Here is a 16150-nt window from a genome sequence, read left to right on the forward strand (position 1 = left end):
TCAGTTAGAAACAAATTAGAAACATAGGAAAGAAAAACTTATGTATTCGGATAAGTTTTTCTTATCTTTTGCGTGCAATTCTGAAGAGCACGTTTAAACATATGTTATAACCAATAGTTATATAAGAAACCAACCAGGTCAGACCAGCAACATCACGTTAACGTTAACGTTAACACTGTAACAAAGGCATGATTTGACATTAAATGAGGTACAATGAGGTTGTTCAGAAGTTATTTTGAAGGAATAGAAATCTTAATGAAGAGTATCTGCGTGATTAACTGGCAATGATGACAGGCAATGTTAGCGAGACTTTAGCACCTTCATTACGCTTACTTTCAATATTAATGGTGCCTTTATGCTCTGAGATAATCCCATACACAACAGCCAGACCCATACCGGTCCCCTGCCCAACAGGTTTGGTGGTAAAAAAAGGTTCGAATATATGCGGTAATATGTCGGATTCTATACCGGTACCATTATCAATCATTTCGATCAGGATATGGTCCTGTAACTGACTGACGATCAGTTTGATTTGAGGAGTTGGGCAGTTCCCTAGTGCTTTACCCTGCTCACAAGCATATTTGGCATTCATCAATAAGTTAATGATCACCTGATTTAACGCAGCAAGATTGCAATAACTAAGTGGGATATCAGCTTTTTCGACCACCAGTTCAATGTGCTTAAGCTGATTAGCAAGCAAGCCCAGCGCACTGTCAATCGCTTCTGTCATATCAGCCATCACAAATTCATTGTTTTTGGGCCGAGCGAAATCCAATAAGCTTGCGACGATAGTCGCGATACGCCGACAACCGTCCTGGCAATCTTCGATGAGATCTTCTGCATCTTCCGCAAAGAAACCCAGCTGATATTGTGCTTCCAGGTTCTTAAACGCCTCTTTAAACGCCTCCTGATCAATTGCGTTGTCTGAAAATTGCTGACTTGTATTAATCAATTCCGCAACGCCTTTAGCGACCTGCCCCAGTGTAGCCACATTACTGTTAACATAAGCCAAAGGATTATTTATTTCGTGTGCCACGCCCGCAGACATAACACCGAGCGTCGCCATCTTCTCACTCTGCAAAATAGCGGCATGTTGTCGTTTTAGCTGCGTCAGATTAGCCTCAAGCTCTTGGTTGGCAAGGTATAAAGAGCGTGTTTTGTCTTCTAATAGCGTTTCAAGCTCATCACGAGCTTGCTTTTCTCTGCGGTACGCCTTGTAATATTCATTGTCACCTTGCGACATAGTCACCTCTTGCACTCAACCTTGGGAACCAACAGCATCAGCCCTGCTGCCGGAAAAGACAGACCTAACCCATAAATCGCATCATACTTTCGGCACTCACGCCAAAATTTTCACCATAAACTGGGTGTGTTCACCACTTTGCGTTATAGATCGACTATGCGATATTTCTATTTGCTTATTAAAGTAATCGGCCGCACCATAGATAAGCCCTTCGGCACAGAACCCTAGCTTTCGGGGTGATTGGTAATCTACTAATATCTCCGTATCATTGACAATCGTAGCTTCAATCTTTGGCAGATTCGGCTCATCATATAATTTGGCCACCTCAACATGGATCACGCTGTCTATTGCCATAATCAACTTTTCGAATGTATCCAGCTCTGCAAGCACAGTAGTATGCTTGGCAGCCAATGAGCCAAACAAAAATCGACCAAATACGCTTAATACGTCAGGCAAAGGTAAAGCCATTTTTTCAGCAACACCATTTGCCAGCGCATACAGTTCTTCGTCCGGATAAGAGACAGCAGATACATAACTGCGATGTTCCGGGCTATGCTCATCCAATAGTGCATTCCATGCGCTCATACCTAAGTTTTCGATAACTAGTTCTTCTAAACTACGGAATATTATGCCTTTCATTGTTCACTCCTTACACCACATAAATTAGCACCAAACTCGCTACAGTAATTGTTATAAAACAAAGTTTAGACTAATTTTTATATTACCTATTGCTTTACGTCATTGATTTATGATGGAACACAGCCAAAAACCTGAAATTGCTACGCCTCCCTCCGGGCCTATTCGAGTATTGTGCCTGGATGATGAGCCGGGCGTGCTTAAAGTACTCAGAAGAACGCTGGGTATGGCTGGCATGCAGGTCGCCATATATGAATGTGGAGAGCTTGCACTCAAGGCACTTGATGAAAATGATTTTGAAGTGATCATCTCAGACATGAGAATGCCAGAAATGGATGGGGTTGAATTCCTGACCAAAGCGAGGCAAGTATCACCCGAGTCACAACGCATCTTGCTTTCTGGCTACGCGGATATGGATTCAACGATCGCGGCCATAAATGAAGGCGGGATCCATAACTTTCTTCAAAAGCCCTGGCAGAATGAGGCCCTTATCCACGTTATTAAAGATGCCGCCGAAAAATATCGCCTTAAACAATACAACCTGGCACTTCAAGAAGAGGTTAGGAAACAAAACGAACAACTGAAAGTGCTCAATGGCAATCTCGAAGAGTTAGTAGAAAAGCGTACTGCTCAGATCAGAACAGTACTTCGTCAACTTGAAACGGCTAACAAACGAGAACAAGATGAGCATAAAGCAACCGTAGAACTTCTGTACAATTTTATTAATGCTAACCCCTATATCAATGCTGATCTGGCAAAGCACATTGCTCATCTTTGTGGCCTTGTTGCACATAAACTTGGGCTCAGTGAAAAAGTCATACAACTAACCAAGATGGCTGGTTACTTGGCGCAAGTAGGGCTGCTGGCAATGGATCCCGCCCTTTATAATCGACCTGTCGAACAGTTAAGCCCACAGCAACGAAAATTATTTTTCACGCACCCAGCGACCGCACAGCTGATGCTCATGCCTGCACAGCATTTGAGTGATGTTGGCGAAGCTATCTACCATCAGTATGAAAAGTACAACGGGCAAGGCATCCCGAAAGGCTTGAAAGGCAAAGAAATCCCCATAGGCGCGCACATTCTTGCGGCAGTCAGAGATTACGTAGAACACCTGCTAAAAACCAATAACCCAGAAAAAGAACAGCGCGCTCATGCGTTGGAAATGATAAAAATGTACAGTGGATCCTTTTATCACCCCAAGGTAGTGGCTGCATTAGAGCAATCTGTTCAAGCTGACGGAACAGGCTCGGAGCAAGTGGGGTCAATGAATATCCTTGATGCACAAAAACTCAAGCCAGGCATGGAACTGGGCCTGGCCATTCATAGTCATAAAGGCATAATGCTGTTGCCCAAGGGGCATGTTTTTACCGCTGCAACGGTTGCGAAACTACAACAGCTCGAATCACAAAAACCCACCCCGTTTAGAATACTGATTAAAACTTAGCGTTTAAATCTGACAACGAGTTCATACATATCATTTGCCACTGTGGTCAATTCTTCACTGATCACATGCATTTCATTTGAGCTATTTACGCTTGTGTTGGCGAGTGTTGCAATACTCACCACCTGCTGATTAATATCCTCAGAGACCGTTGCTTGCTCTTCCACAGCCGTGGCAATTTGCATGCTACTCGCGCTGATTTTCTCTATCAGTTGATAAATCCCTTCTAATTTTTGAGAAGAGTGTGAAAGCTGCTCAATGCCCTGACGAGATTCATCTTCTCCTCGCTTTGCAATGAATTCGGCGTTTTGTGTGCTTTGCGTCAACTGTTCGATGATCGCATGGATTTCTTTAGTCGACTCCTGCGTGCGTTGTGCTAAATGACGCACTTCATCTGCAACTACAGCAAAGCCTCTACCTTGCTCCCCGGCTCTTGCCGCCTCGATTGCAGCATTCAGAGCCAACAAATTAGTTTGCTCAGCAATTTGCTCAATGATCTGTGCCGCCTCTGCAATTTTAGATGTTTGTTTTGCCACACCTAACACTGAATCCTTAATATCAACAACGGTTGCACCCAAACTTTCTATTGAAGCGCGCGTTTCTTCCGAGCTGCGTGCACTTTCCTGGGCCAATACGAGTACCCCTTTAGCATCTTCTGAACTGGCCTGGACACTATGCGAGACTTCATTGATGGTGGTTGCCATTTCATTCATCGCAGTGGCAACCAGCTCAGTTTCGAGTTGCTGTTTTGTCAGGCATTGAGAGGTTTCGATACTTTTACTATTACTCTCTTTCGCACCACCAGCGACACCCTTTGCAGCGAATTCAATACGCGTAATAATAGTATCCAGGTGCGCACGCTCACTTAGCAATTTAACGTGTAGTTGAGCCATCTTGCCACTCCATGGGGAGTAAACCTGAGTAGCAATATCATCACAGAAACTGTGCGACATCACTTTATCAATCCTGCCCAGCTGTTCGTTATCGCGGTAAGTGTTATAAGCAAACAACGCCAGTGTGTTGGCAATCAGCCACCCGAATCCAAGCATTTCATTCACTGATAGATATAAAAAGAGTGCCGTGAGCACTGCCAGTGAAGGCCAGATTGCACGTAGCTTGGGTAGTTTCACTTGATCACGTTGACCTGATTTAACCCGTTTGTAAAGCGCTTCGGCTCTAGTCACAGATTCACGGTCCGGACAGCTACGGACAGATTCGTAGCCGATGATTTTTCCGCCTTCCGTCATTGGCGTGACATACGCATTTACCCAGTAATGGTCACCATTCTTGCAACGGTTCTTAACGAGTCCCATCCAGGGTTTACCCGCTTTTAATTGATCCCACATAGTCTTAAATGCGATTTCGGGCATATCCGGGTGGCGAACCAAATTATGTGGCTGGCCAATTAATTCATCTTTGGCATACCCACTGACTTCAACAAAATGTTCATTACAGTCAAGTATTGTGCCTTTCAGATCGGTCACTGAAATTAGTCGGGTGTCAGCGGAAAAGCGTTTTTCCTGATTGGTGACGGGGTGATTTAATCGCATGTTTAAACTCGAATTCTATGCTATCAATTGCTTCTGCGAAGCGAGAAAATACGACTAATGCGCTGTTTTTGCAATAACAAATCTGTATTTTGCCATTTTTTTAAGACAAAATAACGAGATCTAACTCAACGCCAAGTACGTACAACCAAAAATCGTTTTTTCACTCTAGCCTTTTATGTAGAATAGCAAGGCTAACAGAACACACCAAAGGAGCCGTGAGTGCCAAAGCTTTCTGCCATTACTGATAATCCACACGAGAACAGATTTAATGAAAAAATCGGCGTTCTGGTAACCAATTTGGGTAGCCCGGATGCCCCGAATGCACCTGCACTAAGAAATTATCTTCGTGAGTTTTTATCTGATCCTCGTATCGTAGAGCTGCCCAGAGCACTTTGGTGGTTAATACTGCACGGCGTCATCTTACGAGTCAGACCAAGCAGATCGGCCAAAGCCTATGCAAGTATCTGGACAGATCAGGGATCTCCGCTGGTACAAATTACACAAGAGCAGTGTAATAAACTGAGTGCATTACTAAAAGAACAAAACTACGACAATGTCGAGGTGGTCATGGCAATGCGCTATGGTAACCCGTCTATCCAAAGCGGCCTTGAAGCACTTCGCTCAAAAGGGATCACTAACATCGTTGTCTTCCCTCTTTACCCGCAATATTCAAGCGCTACAACAGGCTCAACGTTCGACGCGGTTGCAAACGTACTGAAAACCTGGCGCTGGGTGCCGAGCCTCAGCTTTATTAATGGCTATCATAAGCAACCAAGTTATATCACAGCCCTTGCCAACTCAGTTCAAGAGCACATAGACAAACATGGCCTGCCAGAAAAGCTACTTTTTTCTTATCATGGCACACCGAAACGATTCCTCGATAACGGCGACCCTTACCATTGCTTCTGTCAACAAACCACTCGACTTGTGTGTGAGCAGCTTAAATTAGACAAAGACATCGTCATGACGACTTTCCAAAGCCGATTTGGCCGGGAAGAATGGTTACAACCCTATACGGATGTCACGCTAAAAGAGCTGGCTTCTCAGGGGGTAAAGGAAATTGCTATTCTCAGCCCAGCATTTAGTGCGGACTGTCTGGAAACACTAGAAGAGCTTGAAGAAGAAAACCGCGAGTACTTCATCGAAGCGGGTGGTGAAACGTACCACTATATACCAGCGCTGAATGACAGAGACGATCACTTAGCGGCTTTATTCGATATCCTGAAACCCTATATCAGATAGAGCGAAATATAAAAAAAGGGGCCGATTTGGCCCCTTATTTTCAGTGTTGTTGTGATGATTTGCTTATATAAATAAGCTCGTCATTGAATACCTGACCTGAATTGAACTCCTGTAACAGACGTAAACAAGCAGGTAGTGGCTGCGCCGGGCTGTAATAAAAGCCCTGGATATGGTTACACCCTAACTGTTCCAGCATCGAAAGCTGGCTCTGAGATTCAACACCCTCCGCAATGACTTTGATGCCTAACTCCTGAGCTAAATTCAGCAAACAACTGATCATCACCTTTTTGTTTCTATCTGCCATCAGGCTGTCGACAAAAGACTTGTCAATTTTTAGATAATCAACCTGATTTTCTACCAAATGGCTCAGCGAAGAGTAGCCTGTACAAAAATCATCTAACGCAATTTTGACGCCTTGCGCTCTCAGTTTCGATAACAGTTCCCAGGTATAACGATTCGTCGCCATAGACTCAGTGACTTCCAGCGTCACTTTATCGTAGGGTACTTGCGCTTTTTCAATCGCTTCTGTCACCAGCTTAAACTGATCATTACTGGTTTTAAACTCATTGACAGAGCGGTTAATCGAAATGCTAACTTCGTCATAGCCTTGCGAATGTAACACTTTCAAATCTTGACAAGCTTGTTCAAGAACAAACTGCCCTATCAGGTGTATCAAACCGAATTCTTCAGCAATCGGAATAAAGGTGCCCGGCGAGACCATGCCCTGCTCGTCATCGAACCATCTGACAAGCGCTTCAAATTTAACAATTTTACCGCGCTGCACATCAACGATGGGTTGGTAGTAAACCGTCAGCAAGTTGGCTTTAAGCGCTGCTTTCAGTTTGTCTTTGAGTTTAATTTTATTCAGATAGGCGTTTTGAATTGCGGCATTGTGAAGTGCCACGTGCCCGCGATGTGTTTTCTTGGCGCTTTCAAGCGCATGCGCTGCATTGCGAATAAACTTAGCAGCCGTGATCCGACCGCGGTTTTCCAACTGCGCTATGCCTGTGCTCGCACTAAGCTCTACCGTCAAGTCATTAAATACATAGGGCTGCTTTATTTTGTCGCTAAGCTTTTTGGCAACCTGTAATGCACTTTTAACGTCGGTATTATCAAGCAAAATTGCAAACTCATCTCCGCCATAGCGAGAAATCGTGTCATTTTCCCTAATCCCATTCCGCAATCTTTTTGCTACCGAAACCAGCACTTTATCGCCAATTTCCGGACCATAAATATCATTCACTTCCTTAAAATGATCCAGGCCGATAAACAACAAAGAACAGGGTGTGTGCAGGCTACGACTTGCGGAAATTTTTTCTTCAACGATATCAATAAAGCAGCGGCGATTAAGTAACGCAGTCAAAGGCTCGTGATTCGCGTAGAACATGAGCTGTGCTTCGTTGCGCTTCCACTCGGTGATATCCCGGAAAATCGCAACATAATTGACAATTTCACCTTGCTCATCCTTTACCAGGCTAAGCGTCAACTCTTCAGGAAAGATCTGGCCGTTCTTTCGGCGGTTAAATATCTCGCCTTTCCAGCAGCCTGCACTCATCAGGCTATTCCACATTTGATGATAAAAGTCATCACCATGTTGCCCTGAGGACAGCACAGAAGGATCACGCCCCATCAACTCATGGCCGGTATATCCAGTTAGACGCTCAAAAGCACGGTTTACCATTATGATTTTATTTTCACCATCGGTGATCATGATGGCTTCAGTGGCGTGTTCAAATACAACATTGGTTAGCTCAAGCTGCTTATTCAATGAGTAAATATAGGAAACATCCTGAACCGTTGCGCTAAAAACACGCTCGTCACGTTGTTCTTCACACTGCTCGACACGACCTATAATGCGATACAGGCCACGCAAATTAGTACGCTTTTTGTGCGCCACATTAACGTCAATGTAATCAAGATGGCCCGTCCTGAGCTTCTGTATAATGACCCTCAGCCGCTTTTGATCAGCTTCTGTTAAGCAGTTCGTAAAGTCATCAAGAGTCAATGTTTCTTCACGATGCTGCAAAAGGCGACGCATTTCATGGCTGAATATGTGCTTATCGCGGCTAATATTCCAGCTCCAGGAGCTTAGCTTAGCGATCCGCTCTCCCTTTGCCAGCTGTTTAACGAGGATTTGCTGCGCCGCAATTTCAAGGTTGTGATTTAACTCAGCCCCAACAAGCAAACTGAGCTCTCGGAACCAATGCTTATCTTCGTCACTGACGGTCACCTTTTCATCGAACAAGCAAACCATTATACCAATCGGTTTATGATCCAGTGCTCGCAATGTCACGCCGAGGTATCCATCAATATTAAAGATCTTTAGGATTTCGTCTTCTGCGTACATTTGTTGCAGGTTGCAACTAATAGAACAAACCCCCTGACTGGTTTTGGCGTCATTACAGGGCGTTCCTTCTAGGTCGTAGATAATATCGTTTGAGCGATTACCATCAACAGAATAGGCAACCGTTTTGACCCGAGTATCGGCATCAATGAATTTGCCAATCAAACAATGAGCCGGCTTGAACTTCTCATAGATCAAATCGAGCGCCAATTCATAGCGCGCCTCACTACTACACAAATTGTAAAATGTACTAAATGAAAAAGTCATTGTTCGGCTAAGTTCTTATATTTTATTGTTTTCAATATCAACAGGTATTTTAACAAATTGCAATGATAGAATTAAAAGCAAGACTTGTTCTCGATACAGATCAATAAATCGAACTTATTTCTTAGCATCGTCAATCCCTGTGCTCTACAAAGTCAAATAAGGATAAGTAGTAAACCTAGTCTGACCAGCTGTATGATATTATTCATACCACAACACGGGATCAGGTTCAAACACTCCTTAGTAAAACCGAATAATGTTTACAAAAATTAAGCGCTAAACAGCGTGACGCGCCACATCATGATTCGCGGCATGTGTAGAGAGCTTAGCCTGACAAGTTTGATTTCGGCCTTTGTTTTTCGCCTGATAAAGTGCCTTGTCTGCCATTTTAAGTGTTTCATCTATGCTTTTACTGTGCGCTGGCCAGCAGGCAATGCCAATCGACACCGTCACAGGCCTGGATAAAGGCATGGCGTGTTCGCTTATCGCAATACGTAACCGCTCTGCTATGCTAAATGCGCGGTTTGCATCCACAAATGGCATAAAAATCAGAAACTCTTCCCCCCCACTACGACACACAAAATCATGACTGCGCGCGTTCTTTTTCATCACACTCGCCAAAGCACACAACACCTCGTCTCCAACAGCATGACCAAACTCATCATTGATAGACTTAAAATGATCCACATCCAGTGCCATAACTGAGAACTGATAATGCATGTTTTTGACATTATCCAACCATAATTGCATTGCCAGCCGGTTATTGAGTTTAGTGAGCGGATCCATTTTTCTGTCTTCTTCCAATTCCCTGATCTCCTGACCCAGTAGCTCAGAGCTGTTCAGGATCGCTGATTTTAGGTTTTCTGCCTCAAAATACCAGGCCGGCGTTTCATCGATACAACGTAGATTTCCGGGACTCAATGAACTAACATTTTGAGCTAGCTGCGCCAAAGGCCTGGCAATAAGAAACCCGGCGCACAAAGTCGCTACAAATATAGCCAGTGCAAACGGCAACGTGGAATACAATACGTTAGTATGTGTCAAATTTAACTCAGCGATGATACTAGTTAGGGCACGTTGGCTAATTATGCCCCACCCCGTGGTGGATACTGGTGCAAACCCCGCGAGCATGTCTACACCTTGACTATTGAGTACCTCAACGGCTCCAGATTGACCACTCAATACAGCGTTAATCGCGACATTACCCGGAATATGTTCGCCCACTCGAGTATTATCTTTGTGATAGATCAGCCGTTTACTTTTATCTACAACATAAACATAGGAATGCTCAGAAGCATGATGAGTACCCAATAATTGATTTAAAATGGTATCGCCTTGCAGATAGATCCCACCGGCAATAAAACCAAGATAAGTACCGTCTGGTGTAAAAATCGGAAATGTCGGACTTACCAACAAGTTACCGGCAGGCGAGACAAATGGATCAAGAATGTGGGGTTGCTGTAGCTCTATCGGCAAGGATAATGATGGATCTAATGTTAGGCCTTTGAGCGCGAGGCTGGATGGCTGAGCCGAGATGATCTTGCGCTGCGCATTAATGACAACCAGAGAATCAAAACTGTTCGTTTGGGTAAGCAAGCGCGCCAATTCGACATCGATAGCATGACTATCGTCAAAATGATTAGCAATGTGACCGGCACTGACACGTAACTGGCTATTAAGCGATTGCAAAAATAGCTCAGTAACAGTGGCAAGCTTTTTTGCGTATGCCTGATTCGCAGCAAGCGTGTCTTTAATAAATGCTCGTTCGTGTACACGATAGCTAGCCATTAATGCACTATACACAGCTAACACGATACCGGCACTGACCAGTATTAATATGAGCTGCTTAAGATCCAGCTTCCAGCGACGGATGATTTTCACTATTCCCTCCAACATCAGCACGAACATGGCTACTGATGTCATTGTAAAATACTGTGGGAGAAAGAACTTATTCTGGGTCAAACTCTCTGTGCCTAAACCGCTTACACATGCTTTAAATCGCAACGGACACACGGGGGACATAAGCATAGTTCACTCAAAGGATGAGAAATGCACAATCAATAAGCACTTTTTAACTACACAGAAAAATAAATTACGTAAATTACTATCATGTTTAAACGCTGTGCCTTATAATATGTTCGATATTTGACCAACTCAGTTTTACCGTAATGAAAAAGAAAACCCGAATGAACCCACTCGTCACACACTTTACTTTCGCAAGTATTGCGTTAGCTATGCTGTGGATGTTTGTTCAGGATAAAGACACCCTGCTTACCGGCAGTGCCTTGGTGCTTGCCTACATAGCTTGCGCACTTGGGTATCGCATGATTGCAGCACGCGAAGCATTAAAAAATACAGGCAAAGCTGCTCACAAAAAGCCTTAACCCTCTTTTCCCCAACGCTTGGCGTCTGAATAAAACTGTGTAATCATCCAGTCACAATTTTATAACAGGACCTTGCACATGTATCGTCGCTCACTACTACTACTTTTTTTACTGGGTGGATGTACCTCTTACGAGCAACCCACCCACGTAAAAACCTGCCAGGATCTCGTTTATAGCTACCCGGAAGTACGCGATAAAGGAAACGAGGATCAATATGCTGCACTATTCACAGATAATGCACGCTTTAACGTCGAGAAACTCAATATTTCACTCCATAACAAGACCGAGATTGTCGACCGTTTCAATAAAGCGCGCAGTAACACACAAACTGTTCATATGATGACTTCCTCTCGTCAGTTCCGCCAAAACGACGTTCTTGCCGGCGAATCTCACTTTATTTTACTGCTGAAAAATAATGCGCAGCCGACGACGACAAAGATCATCAGCGGCCGTTACTTAGATATCTTTGATTACGACACAAACCAATGTCGCTTTAGCAGTCGAAGAGTCGAAATCGATCGTATGGATGCCTTATAGTAAAAACTAGCTCTGCCTGCTGCGTTTATACCAGCGCTGCATTTCCTTGTGATCACGTGTCACTGCTTGTCCCTGAGCTTCCATTTCGGTGACTTCATTGGCAAGTATTTCTTCCGCGGTTAATTCTAACTTCATCAATAAGGCACTTAATTGTGCCTTTTCATCATCGGACATATGCTCGGTAAGCATTGCTTCTCTTTTTTGCACATGAACGGTGACTTCTCGATAGATTTTTTCACCCGCCTCTGTCAATACTACAGGTTTACTCTTGCCAGTTAATTCCATTGCATGCACCAATTCAAGTTTTAGCAAGGCATTAACAGCACGCGTTACTGAGTAGGGGTCCAGTCGGGACTGATAGCTCACTTCCGCAGCTGTAATGGGTCCATAGGACCCAACGTTCAACAATACTCGCAATTCGCGGGTATTGAGCTCAGTCAAAGAGCGGATCACCGGGTCCCTATCGAGTGATAACAGGTTACTGACTACCGCGACCTGAAATGGCACATGCTCAGCCAAATCAAGTGCTTCCTTATGTGGATTTGTTACTGCCAACGCACGCTTTCTGTTAGCAATGGCATTTTTCATATCATTGTCACTGGACAATTTGTACCTCTACACATATAGTTGTTGCATATGCAACACAATAAACATTTACAGGAAACCAGTATGCCTTTAGTTAAGCCTTTGTCTCAAGAGCATGATCAGGAAGTGGCAGAATTAGCCAAGTTTTTCAACGAAACGCTTGGCTTTTGTCCTAACAGCGTGTTAACCATGCAAATCCGCCCGGCAATTGCGCGTGCATTCATTAATCTGAATAAAGCAGTCATGGAAAACCATGGTCGGGTTACTTCGGAGTTAAAAAGATTGGTTGGCTATATCACCAGTGCCAATACTGGATGCCGCTACTGCGAAGCCCATACTATCTTAGCGGCGCAACGCTACGGCGGCAGCGATGAAAGACTGGCTCAGATTTGGCAGTTCAGGGAGAGTGACGCGTTTAATGACGCTGAAAAGGCCGCTTTTGAGTTTGCACTAGCAGCCTCCAGTGTACCAAATGCCGTCGATGACGAAATTGAAGCCGCAATGCAGGCACATTGGGATGATGGTGAAATCGTCGAAATATTGGGTGTTATCGCTTTATTTGGTTACCTCAATCGTTGGAATGACTCTATGGCGACTACACTGGAAGCAGGCGCCATTGATGCAGGGGAAACACTGCTTAATGAGCGCTGGGAAACAGGCAAACACACCAAATAACCATCCAGTCTCGGATTAAAACGAACATCCTTCAACCGATGGGAAAGCAGTGCTTGTCTGCTTCCCATTTTTGCCTGCCTGAACCGCAATTAAATTAGTTGAATATTTGGGTTGATCCAAATCAAAACGCACTATATATTAAAGTTTCAATAATTACTGAAACTTTAAAAATGCAGCTATCACCTAAAATCGAAAACTTCGTTCTCCACTGCGGAGAGATGGGAAGCCGCTGGGGCTTCAACCGTACCATAGGCCAGATGGTTGGCTTATTGGTTATCAACGAAAAGCCCCTGACTGCTAATGAAATTGCAGAAGCGCTTAAGATTTCCCGTGGTAATGTCAGTATGGGTATCAAGGAGCTGCAATCATGGCAACTGGTTAAAGTCCATCATATCCCTGGAGACAGAAAAGAGTATTACTCCCCTAATGGCAGCATTTGGGACCTGGCTAACCGGGTGTTTGAAGAACGCCGCAAACGCGAAATTGACCCGACCCTGACCCTGTTACGTGACCAGATTTTGGACAGCGCAAATTCACCAGAAGAAAAATACGCGCAAGAGCAAATGCAGTCTATCCATGATCTACTAGAGACAGTGACAAAATGGTCGGCGGAATTACAAAGGCTTACGCCTGAACAACTGCAATCCTTAATGAAATTGGGTTCATCTGTTAGCAAAGTAATTGATTTGAAGGATAAGCTGCTCAGAAAATCCTGACTGAGTGGCTTTGAAAAGGATTTCTTTACAATGCGCGGCTCGTGCCCGCGCATCACAGTCGTGTCAGCCAGATTGCTTTACCCAACCCAGGCAAAGCTTGTGCTGATATAATATGCGAGGTGCGTCATGCTTGATACCCTACTGTTGTCGCGTATTCAATTTGCGGCAAATATTAGCTTTCATATTCTATTTCCAACCATAACCATTGCTTTGGCCTGGTTCCTGGTTTTCTTTAAATTCCGTTACGACCAAACTGGCGAGCAGGTATGGCTGAGAGCATATCGATTTTGGGTTAAAATTTTTGCACTCACTTTCGCGCTGGGTGTGGTGAGCGGCATTACTATGTCTTTTCAGTTTGGCACTAATTGGCCCGGATTTATGGAACGCATAGGTAACATAGCCGGTCCGTTGCTCGGCTATGAAGTGCTCACAGCCTTTTTTATGGAAGCCACTTTTCTCGGTATTATGCTATTTGGTATGAAACGTGTTAGCCCGCGTCTGCATACCTTTTCTACCCTCATTGTAGCGGTAGGCACTACCCTGTCGGCATTCTGGATACTCTCTTTAAACAGCTGGTTACAAACCCCCACTGGTTACACACTAGTCGATGGCGTGTTCTATCCTGACAACTGGTTTGAGATAATCTTCAACCCCTCATTTGGTTATCGCTTTGCTCATATGCTCCTGGCCAGCGGACTCACAGCATCCTTTCTGGTAGCAGGAATTAGCGCCTATCGGCTATTAAAAAACGACCACAAGCATGCCCCCAAATTGACATTGAAGGTAGCGCTAAGTGTTGCTGCACTGCTGGCACCACTGCAGATGTTTGTCGGAGACCTGCACGGCCTGAACACATTTGAGCATCAGCCGCAAAAAGTAGCCGCAATGGAGGGGGTCTGGGAGACTGAGCAAGGTGCCCCCCTGTTGCTATTCGCAATTCCTGATGAAAGTACCCGAACGAATCATTTTGAGGTCGCTATTCCTAACTTAGCGAGTTTGATCCTGACTCATAAGCTGGACGGTGAGATCAAAGGTCTGAACGAGTTTAAAGGTGAGCACCCTCCGGTTAAGCCTGTCTTTTTTGGGTTCCGAATAATGGTGGGGATGGGTTTACTCATGATCCTGGTAGCGGCAGTGACACGCTACACATTGTGGCGGCATTCAACGCTGCCAGATTGGCAACTTAAAATACTAGTAGCCATGACCTTCTCTGGCTGGATTGCTACTTTGGCAGGCTGGTATGTCACAGAAATTGGACGCCAACCTTTTATGGTAAATGGGCTAATAAAAATTGAAGAACTAGTCACCAGTGTCCCGGGAGAGCATGTGCTGCTTACATTAGTAGGCTATCTTACTGTCTATGCTGTACTACTCACAGCGTATATTAAAACACTATTTTATACCGCGCGTAATGCCGTAGAAGTTGAAGAGTATCAGACAACACCGATTCAGGGAGGTCAATATGTTTAGTGCTGAATACCTGGCTGTGCTTTACAGTTCACTCATGGCACTTGCGATCATAGTGTATGCTGTGCTCGACGGCTATGACTTAGGGGTTGGTATATTGTTGCCGGGCCAAAATAAACCCGCTGCCGATACTATGATTGCTTCTATTGGCCCTTTTTGGGACGCCAACGAAACCTGGCTGGTACTGGCTGTCGGTCTTGCGCTCATTGCCTTCCCCACCGCACATTCAATCATACTGCAGGCACTGTATCTGCCTATCGCTTTTATGTTGCTGGGTTTAATTCTAAGGGGCGTTGCATTCGATTTTCGTGCCAAGGCCAAAACACGCTACCGTGAAACCTGGGATCGCTGCTTCAAACTGGGCAGCCTGATCACCGCTTTTTCACAGGGGTATATGCTGGGCCTGTATGTGATGTCGTTTGAACACAGTCTGGCGAGCCACCTGTTTGCGGCACTCAGTGGGGTTGGTGTCATAGCAGCTTATACCTTAATAGGCGCTGGCTGGTTGATCATGAAATGCGAAGGTGAGATACAAAACTCGGCTATCCGTTGGTGCCGGGTGAGCAATCTCATTGCTTTGTTGGGCGTATTAGCGGTCTCGGTGGTAAACCCACTTATAAACACGTACGTTCAGACGCGCTGGTTTGGCACCGAGATAAGCCTGTTATTGTTGCCACTGCCCCTTATCTGCATGGTACTTTTTGTGCTTCAAGACAGAGTGCTAGTAAAGCTCAAACAGACCCCAGATCAAGGTTGCTGGTTGCCCTTTGCCATCACAGTGGTGATATTTTTACTGTGCTTTTTTGGTCTTATCTATAGCTTTTTCCCTTTTGTCGTCCCTGGCACATTAACCATATATGAGGCACTTGCTGACCCGTCTGCACTCACCTTTATGCTATACGGCGTCGTACTGGTGGTACCAGCAATCATCGGTTACACACTATTCTCTTATCGGGTTTTCTGGGGAAAAACACAGGACCTGAGCTACTACTGATTTTCACTTGCATTAGCCCAACCAAAAAGGCAGCCCGCACGCTGCCTTTTTTATTTGCTTCGTTTAGTT

At 44.7% G+C, this 16150-nt stretch carries 14 protein-coding genes; 8 read left to right on the top strand and 6 right to left on the bottom strand.

The annotated features are described in order from the left end of the window. Positions 1-274 precede the first annotated feature (274 nt). Both MHN31_RS00150 and MHN31_RS00155 read right to left on the bottom strand, forming a co-directional pair. Positions 275-1243: an ATP-binding protein gene (locus MHN31_RS00150; RefSeq protein ID WP_125556944.1), complete on the bottom strand. Its 969-nt coding sequence runs from the start codon at positions 1241-1243 to the stop codon at positions 275-277. A 96-nt stretch (positions 1244-1339) separates the two neighbouring features. Next, on the bottom strand, positions 1340-1882 hold the full coding sequence (locus MHN31_RS00155) for a heme NO-binding domain-containing protein (protein ID WP_125556946.1): 543 nt from the start codon (positions 1880-1882) through the stop codon (positions 1340-1342). Between the two features lie 109 nt (positions 1883-1991). Between MHN31_RS00155 and MHN31_RS00160 the strand changes: the two genes are divergently transcribed. Next, positions 1992-3326 (top strand): HD domain-containing phosphohydrolase, encoded by a 1335-nt coding sequence (locus tag MHN31_RS00160; RefSeq protein ID WP_239443113.1) that lies wholly within the window; start codon positions 1992-1994, stop codon positions 3324-3326. Here MHN31_RS00160 and MHN31_RS00165 read toward each other — a convergent pair. Further along, positions 3323-4873 carry a PAS domain-containing methyl-accepting chemotaxis protein gene (locus MHN31_RS00165; RefSeq protein WP_194867195.1) on the bottom strand — a complete coding sequence of 517 codons (1551 nt, stop codon included), beginning with the start codon at positions 4871-4873 and terminating at the stop codon, positions 3323-3325. The two genes, MHN31_RS00160 and MHN31_RS00165, sit on opposite strands and share 4 nt — an antisense overlap. Positions 4874-5092: 219 nt before the next feature. On the opposite strand from MHN31_RS00165, the gene hemH reads away from it, so the two are divergent. After that, positions 5093-6115, top strand: a complete 1023-nt coding sequence (gene hemH, locus MHN31_RS00170) for a ferrochelatase (RefSeq protein ID WP_239443114.1) — start codon at positions 5093-5095, stop codon at positions 6113-6115. A 40-nt stretch (positions 6116-6155) separates the two neighbouring features. Here hemH and MHN31_RS00175 read toward each other — a convergent pair whose 3' ends face one another. Both MHN31_RS00175 and MHN31_RS00180 read right to left on the bottom strand, forming a co-directional pair. Then, entirely contained in the window at positions 6156-8726 is a 2571-nt protein-coding gene (locus MHN31_RS00175; RefSeq protein ID WP_239443115.1) for a GGDEF domain-containing phosphodiesterase, read from the bottom strand. A gap of 273 nt (positions 8727-8999) precedes the next feature. Next, positions 9000-10646 (bottom strand): sensor domain-containing diguanylate cyclase, encoded by a 1647-nt coding sequence (locus MHN31_RS00180; RefSeq protein ID WP_239443116.1) that lies wholly within the window; start codon positions 10644-10646, stop codon positions 9000-9002. A gap of 263 nt (positions 10647-10909) precedes the next feature. Here MHN31_RS00180 and MHN31_RS00185 point away from each other — a divergent pair, with 263 nt between their 5' ends. Next, positions 10910-11107: a hypothetical protein gene (locus tag MHN31_RS00185; protein WP_171045141.1), complete on the top strand. Its 198-nt coding sequence runs from the start codon at positions 10910-10912 to the stop codon at positions 11105-11107. Positions 11108-11185: 78 nt separating this feature from the next. Next, entirely contained in the window at positions 11186-11644 is a 459-nt protein-coding gene (locus MHN31_RS00190; RefSeq protein WP_125556958.1) for a nuclear transport factor 2 family protein, read from the top strand. Between the two features lie 6 nt (positions 11645-11650). Here MHN31_RS00190 and MHN31_RS00195 read toward each other — a convergent pair whose 3' ends face one another. Further along, positions 11651-12232 carry a MarR family transcriptional regulator gene (locus MHN31_RS00195; protein ID WP_228553174.1) on the bottom strand — a complete coding sequence of 194 codons (582 nt, stop codon included), beginning with the start codon at positions 12230-12232 and terminating at the stop codon, positions 11651-11653. Positions 12233-12313: 81 nt separating this feature from the next. Between MHN31_RS00195 and MHN31_RS00200 the strand changes: the two genes are divergently transcribed. The 4 genes from MHN31_RS00200 (at position 12314) to cydB (ending at position 16081) form a co-directional block, all read left to right on the top strand. Then, entirely contained in the window at positions 12314-12904 is a 591-nt protein-coding gene (locus MHN31_RS00200) for a carboxymuconolactone decarboxylase family protein (protein ID WP_125556962.1), read from the top strand. Between the two features lie 170 nt (positions 12905-13074). Then, complete coding sequence (locus MHN31_RS00205; protein ID WP_046005214.1) at positions 13075-13620, top strand: GbsR/MarR family transcriptional regulator; 546 nt, start codon at positions 13075-13077, stop codon at positions 13618-13620. Between the two features lie 126 nt (positions 13621-13746). Further along, the gene (locus MHN31_RS00210; protein WP_239443117.1) at positions 13747-15090 is read left to right on the top strand and encodes a cytochrome ubiquinol oxidase subunit I; all 1344 of its coding nucleotides are present in this window, start codon (positions 13747-13749) and stop codon (positions 15088-15090) included. Next, positions 15083-16081 carry a cytochrome d ubiquinol oxidase subunit II gene (cydB, locus tag MHN31_RS00215; RefSeq protein ID WP_239443118.1) on the top strand — a complete coding sequence of 333 codons (999 nt, stop codon included), beginning with the start codon at positions 15083-15085 and terminating at the stop codon, positions 16079-16081. Before MHN31_RS00210 ends, cydB begins: the two co-directional genes overlap by 8 nt. Positions 16082-16150 lie beyond the last annotated feature (69 nt).

The sequence above is a fragment of the Pseudoalteromonas sp. McH1-42 genome (assembly GCF_022347845.1).
GTDB lineage: Bacteria > Pseudomonadota > Gammaproteobacteria > Enterobacterales > Alteromonadaceae > Pseudoalteromonas > Pseudoalteromonas rubra_D.

Coding starts and splice junctions, on each gene's coding strand:
- MHN31_RS00150 (WP_125556944.1), bottom strand. CDS start 1,243: ATGTCGCAAGGTGACAATGAATATTACAAGGCGTACCGCAGAGAAAAG.
- MHN31_RS00155 (WP_125556946.1), bottom strand. CDS start 1,882: ATGAAAGGCATAATATTCCGTAGTTTAGAAGAACTAGTTATCGAAAAC.
- MHN31_RS00160 (WP_239443113.1), top strand. CDS start 1,992: ATGATGGAACACAGCCAAAAACCTGAAATTGCTACGCCTCCCTCCGGG.
- MHN31_RS00165 (WP_194867195.1), bottom strand. CDS start 4,873: ATGCGATTAAATCACCCCGTCACCAATCAGGAAAAACGCTTTTCCGCT.
- MHN31_RS00175 (WP_239443115.1), bottom strand. CDS start 8,726: ATGACTTTTTCATTTAGTACATTTTACAATTTGTGTAGTAGTGAGGCG.
- MHN31_RS00180 (WP_239443116.1), bottom strand. CDS start 10,646: ATGACATCAGTAGCCATGTTCGTGCTGATGTTGGAGGGAATAGTGAAA.
- MHN31_RS00185 (WP_171045141.1), top strand. CDS start 10,910: ATGAACCCACTCGTCACACACTTTACTTTCGCAAGTATTGCGTTAGCT.
- MHN31_RS00190 (WP_125556958.1), top strand. CDS start 11,186: ATGTATCGTCGCTCACTACTACTACTTTTTTTACTGGGTGGATGTACC.
- MHN31_RS00195 (WP_228553174.1), bottom strand. CDS start 12,232: ATGAAAAATGCCATTGCTAACAGAAAGCGTGCGTTGGCAGTAACAAAT.
- MHN31_RS00200 (WP_125556962.1), top strand. CDS start 12,314: ATGCCTTTAGTTAAGCCTTTGTCTCAAGAGCATGATCAGGAAGTGGCA.
- MHN31_RS00205 (WP_046005214.1), top strand. CDS start 13,075: ATGCAGCTATCACCTAAAATCGAAAACTTCGTTCTCCACTGCGGAGAG.
- MHN31_RS00210 (WP_239443117.1), top strand. CDS start 13,747: ATGCTTGATACCCTACTGTTGTCGCGTATTCAATTTGCGGCAAATATT.
- cydB (WP_239443118.1), top strand. CDS start 15,083: ATGTTTAGTGCTGAATACCTGGCTGTGCTTTACAGTTCACTCATGGCA.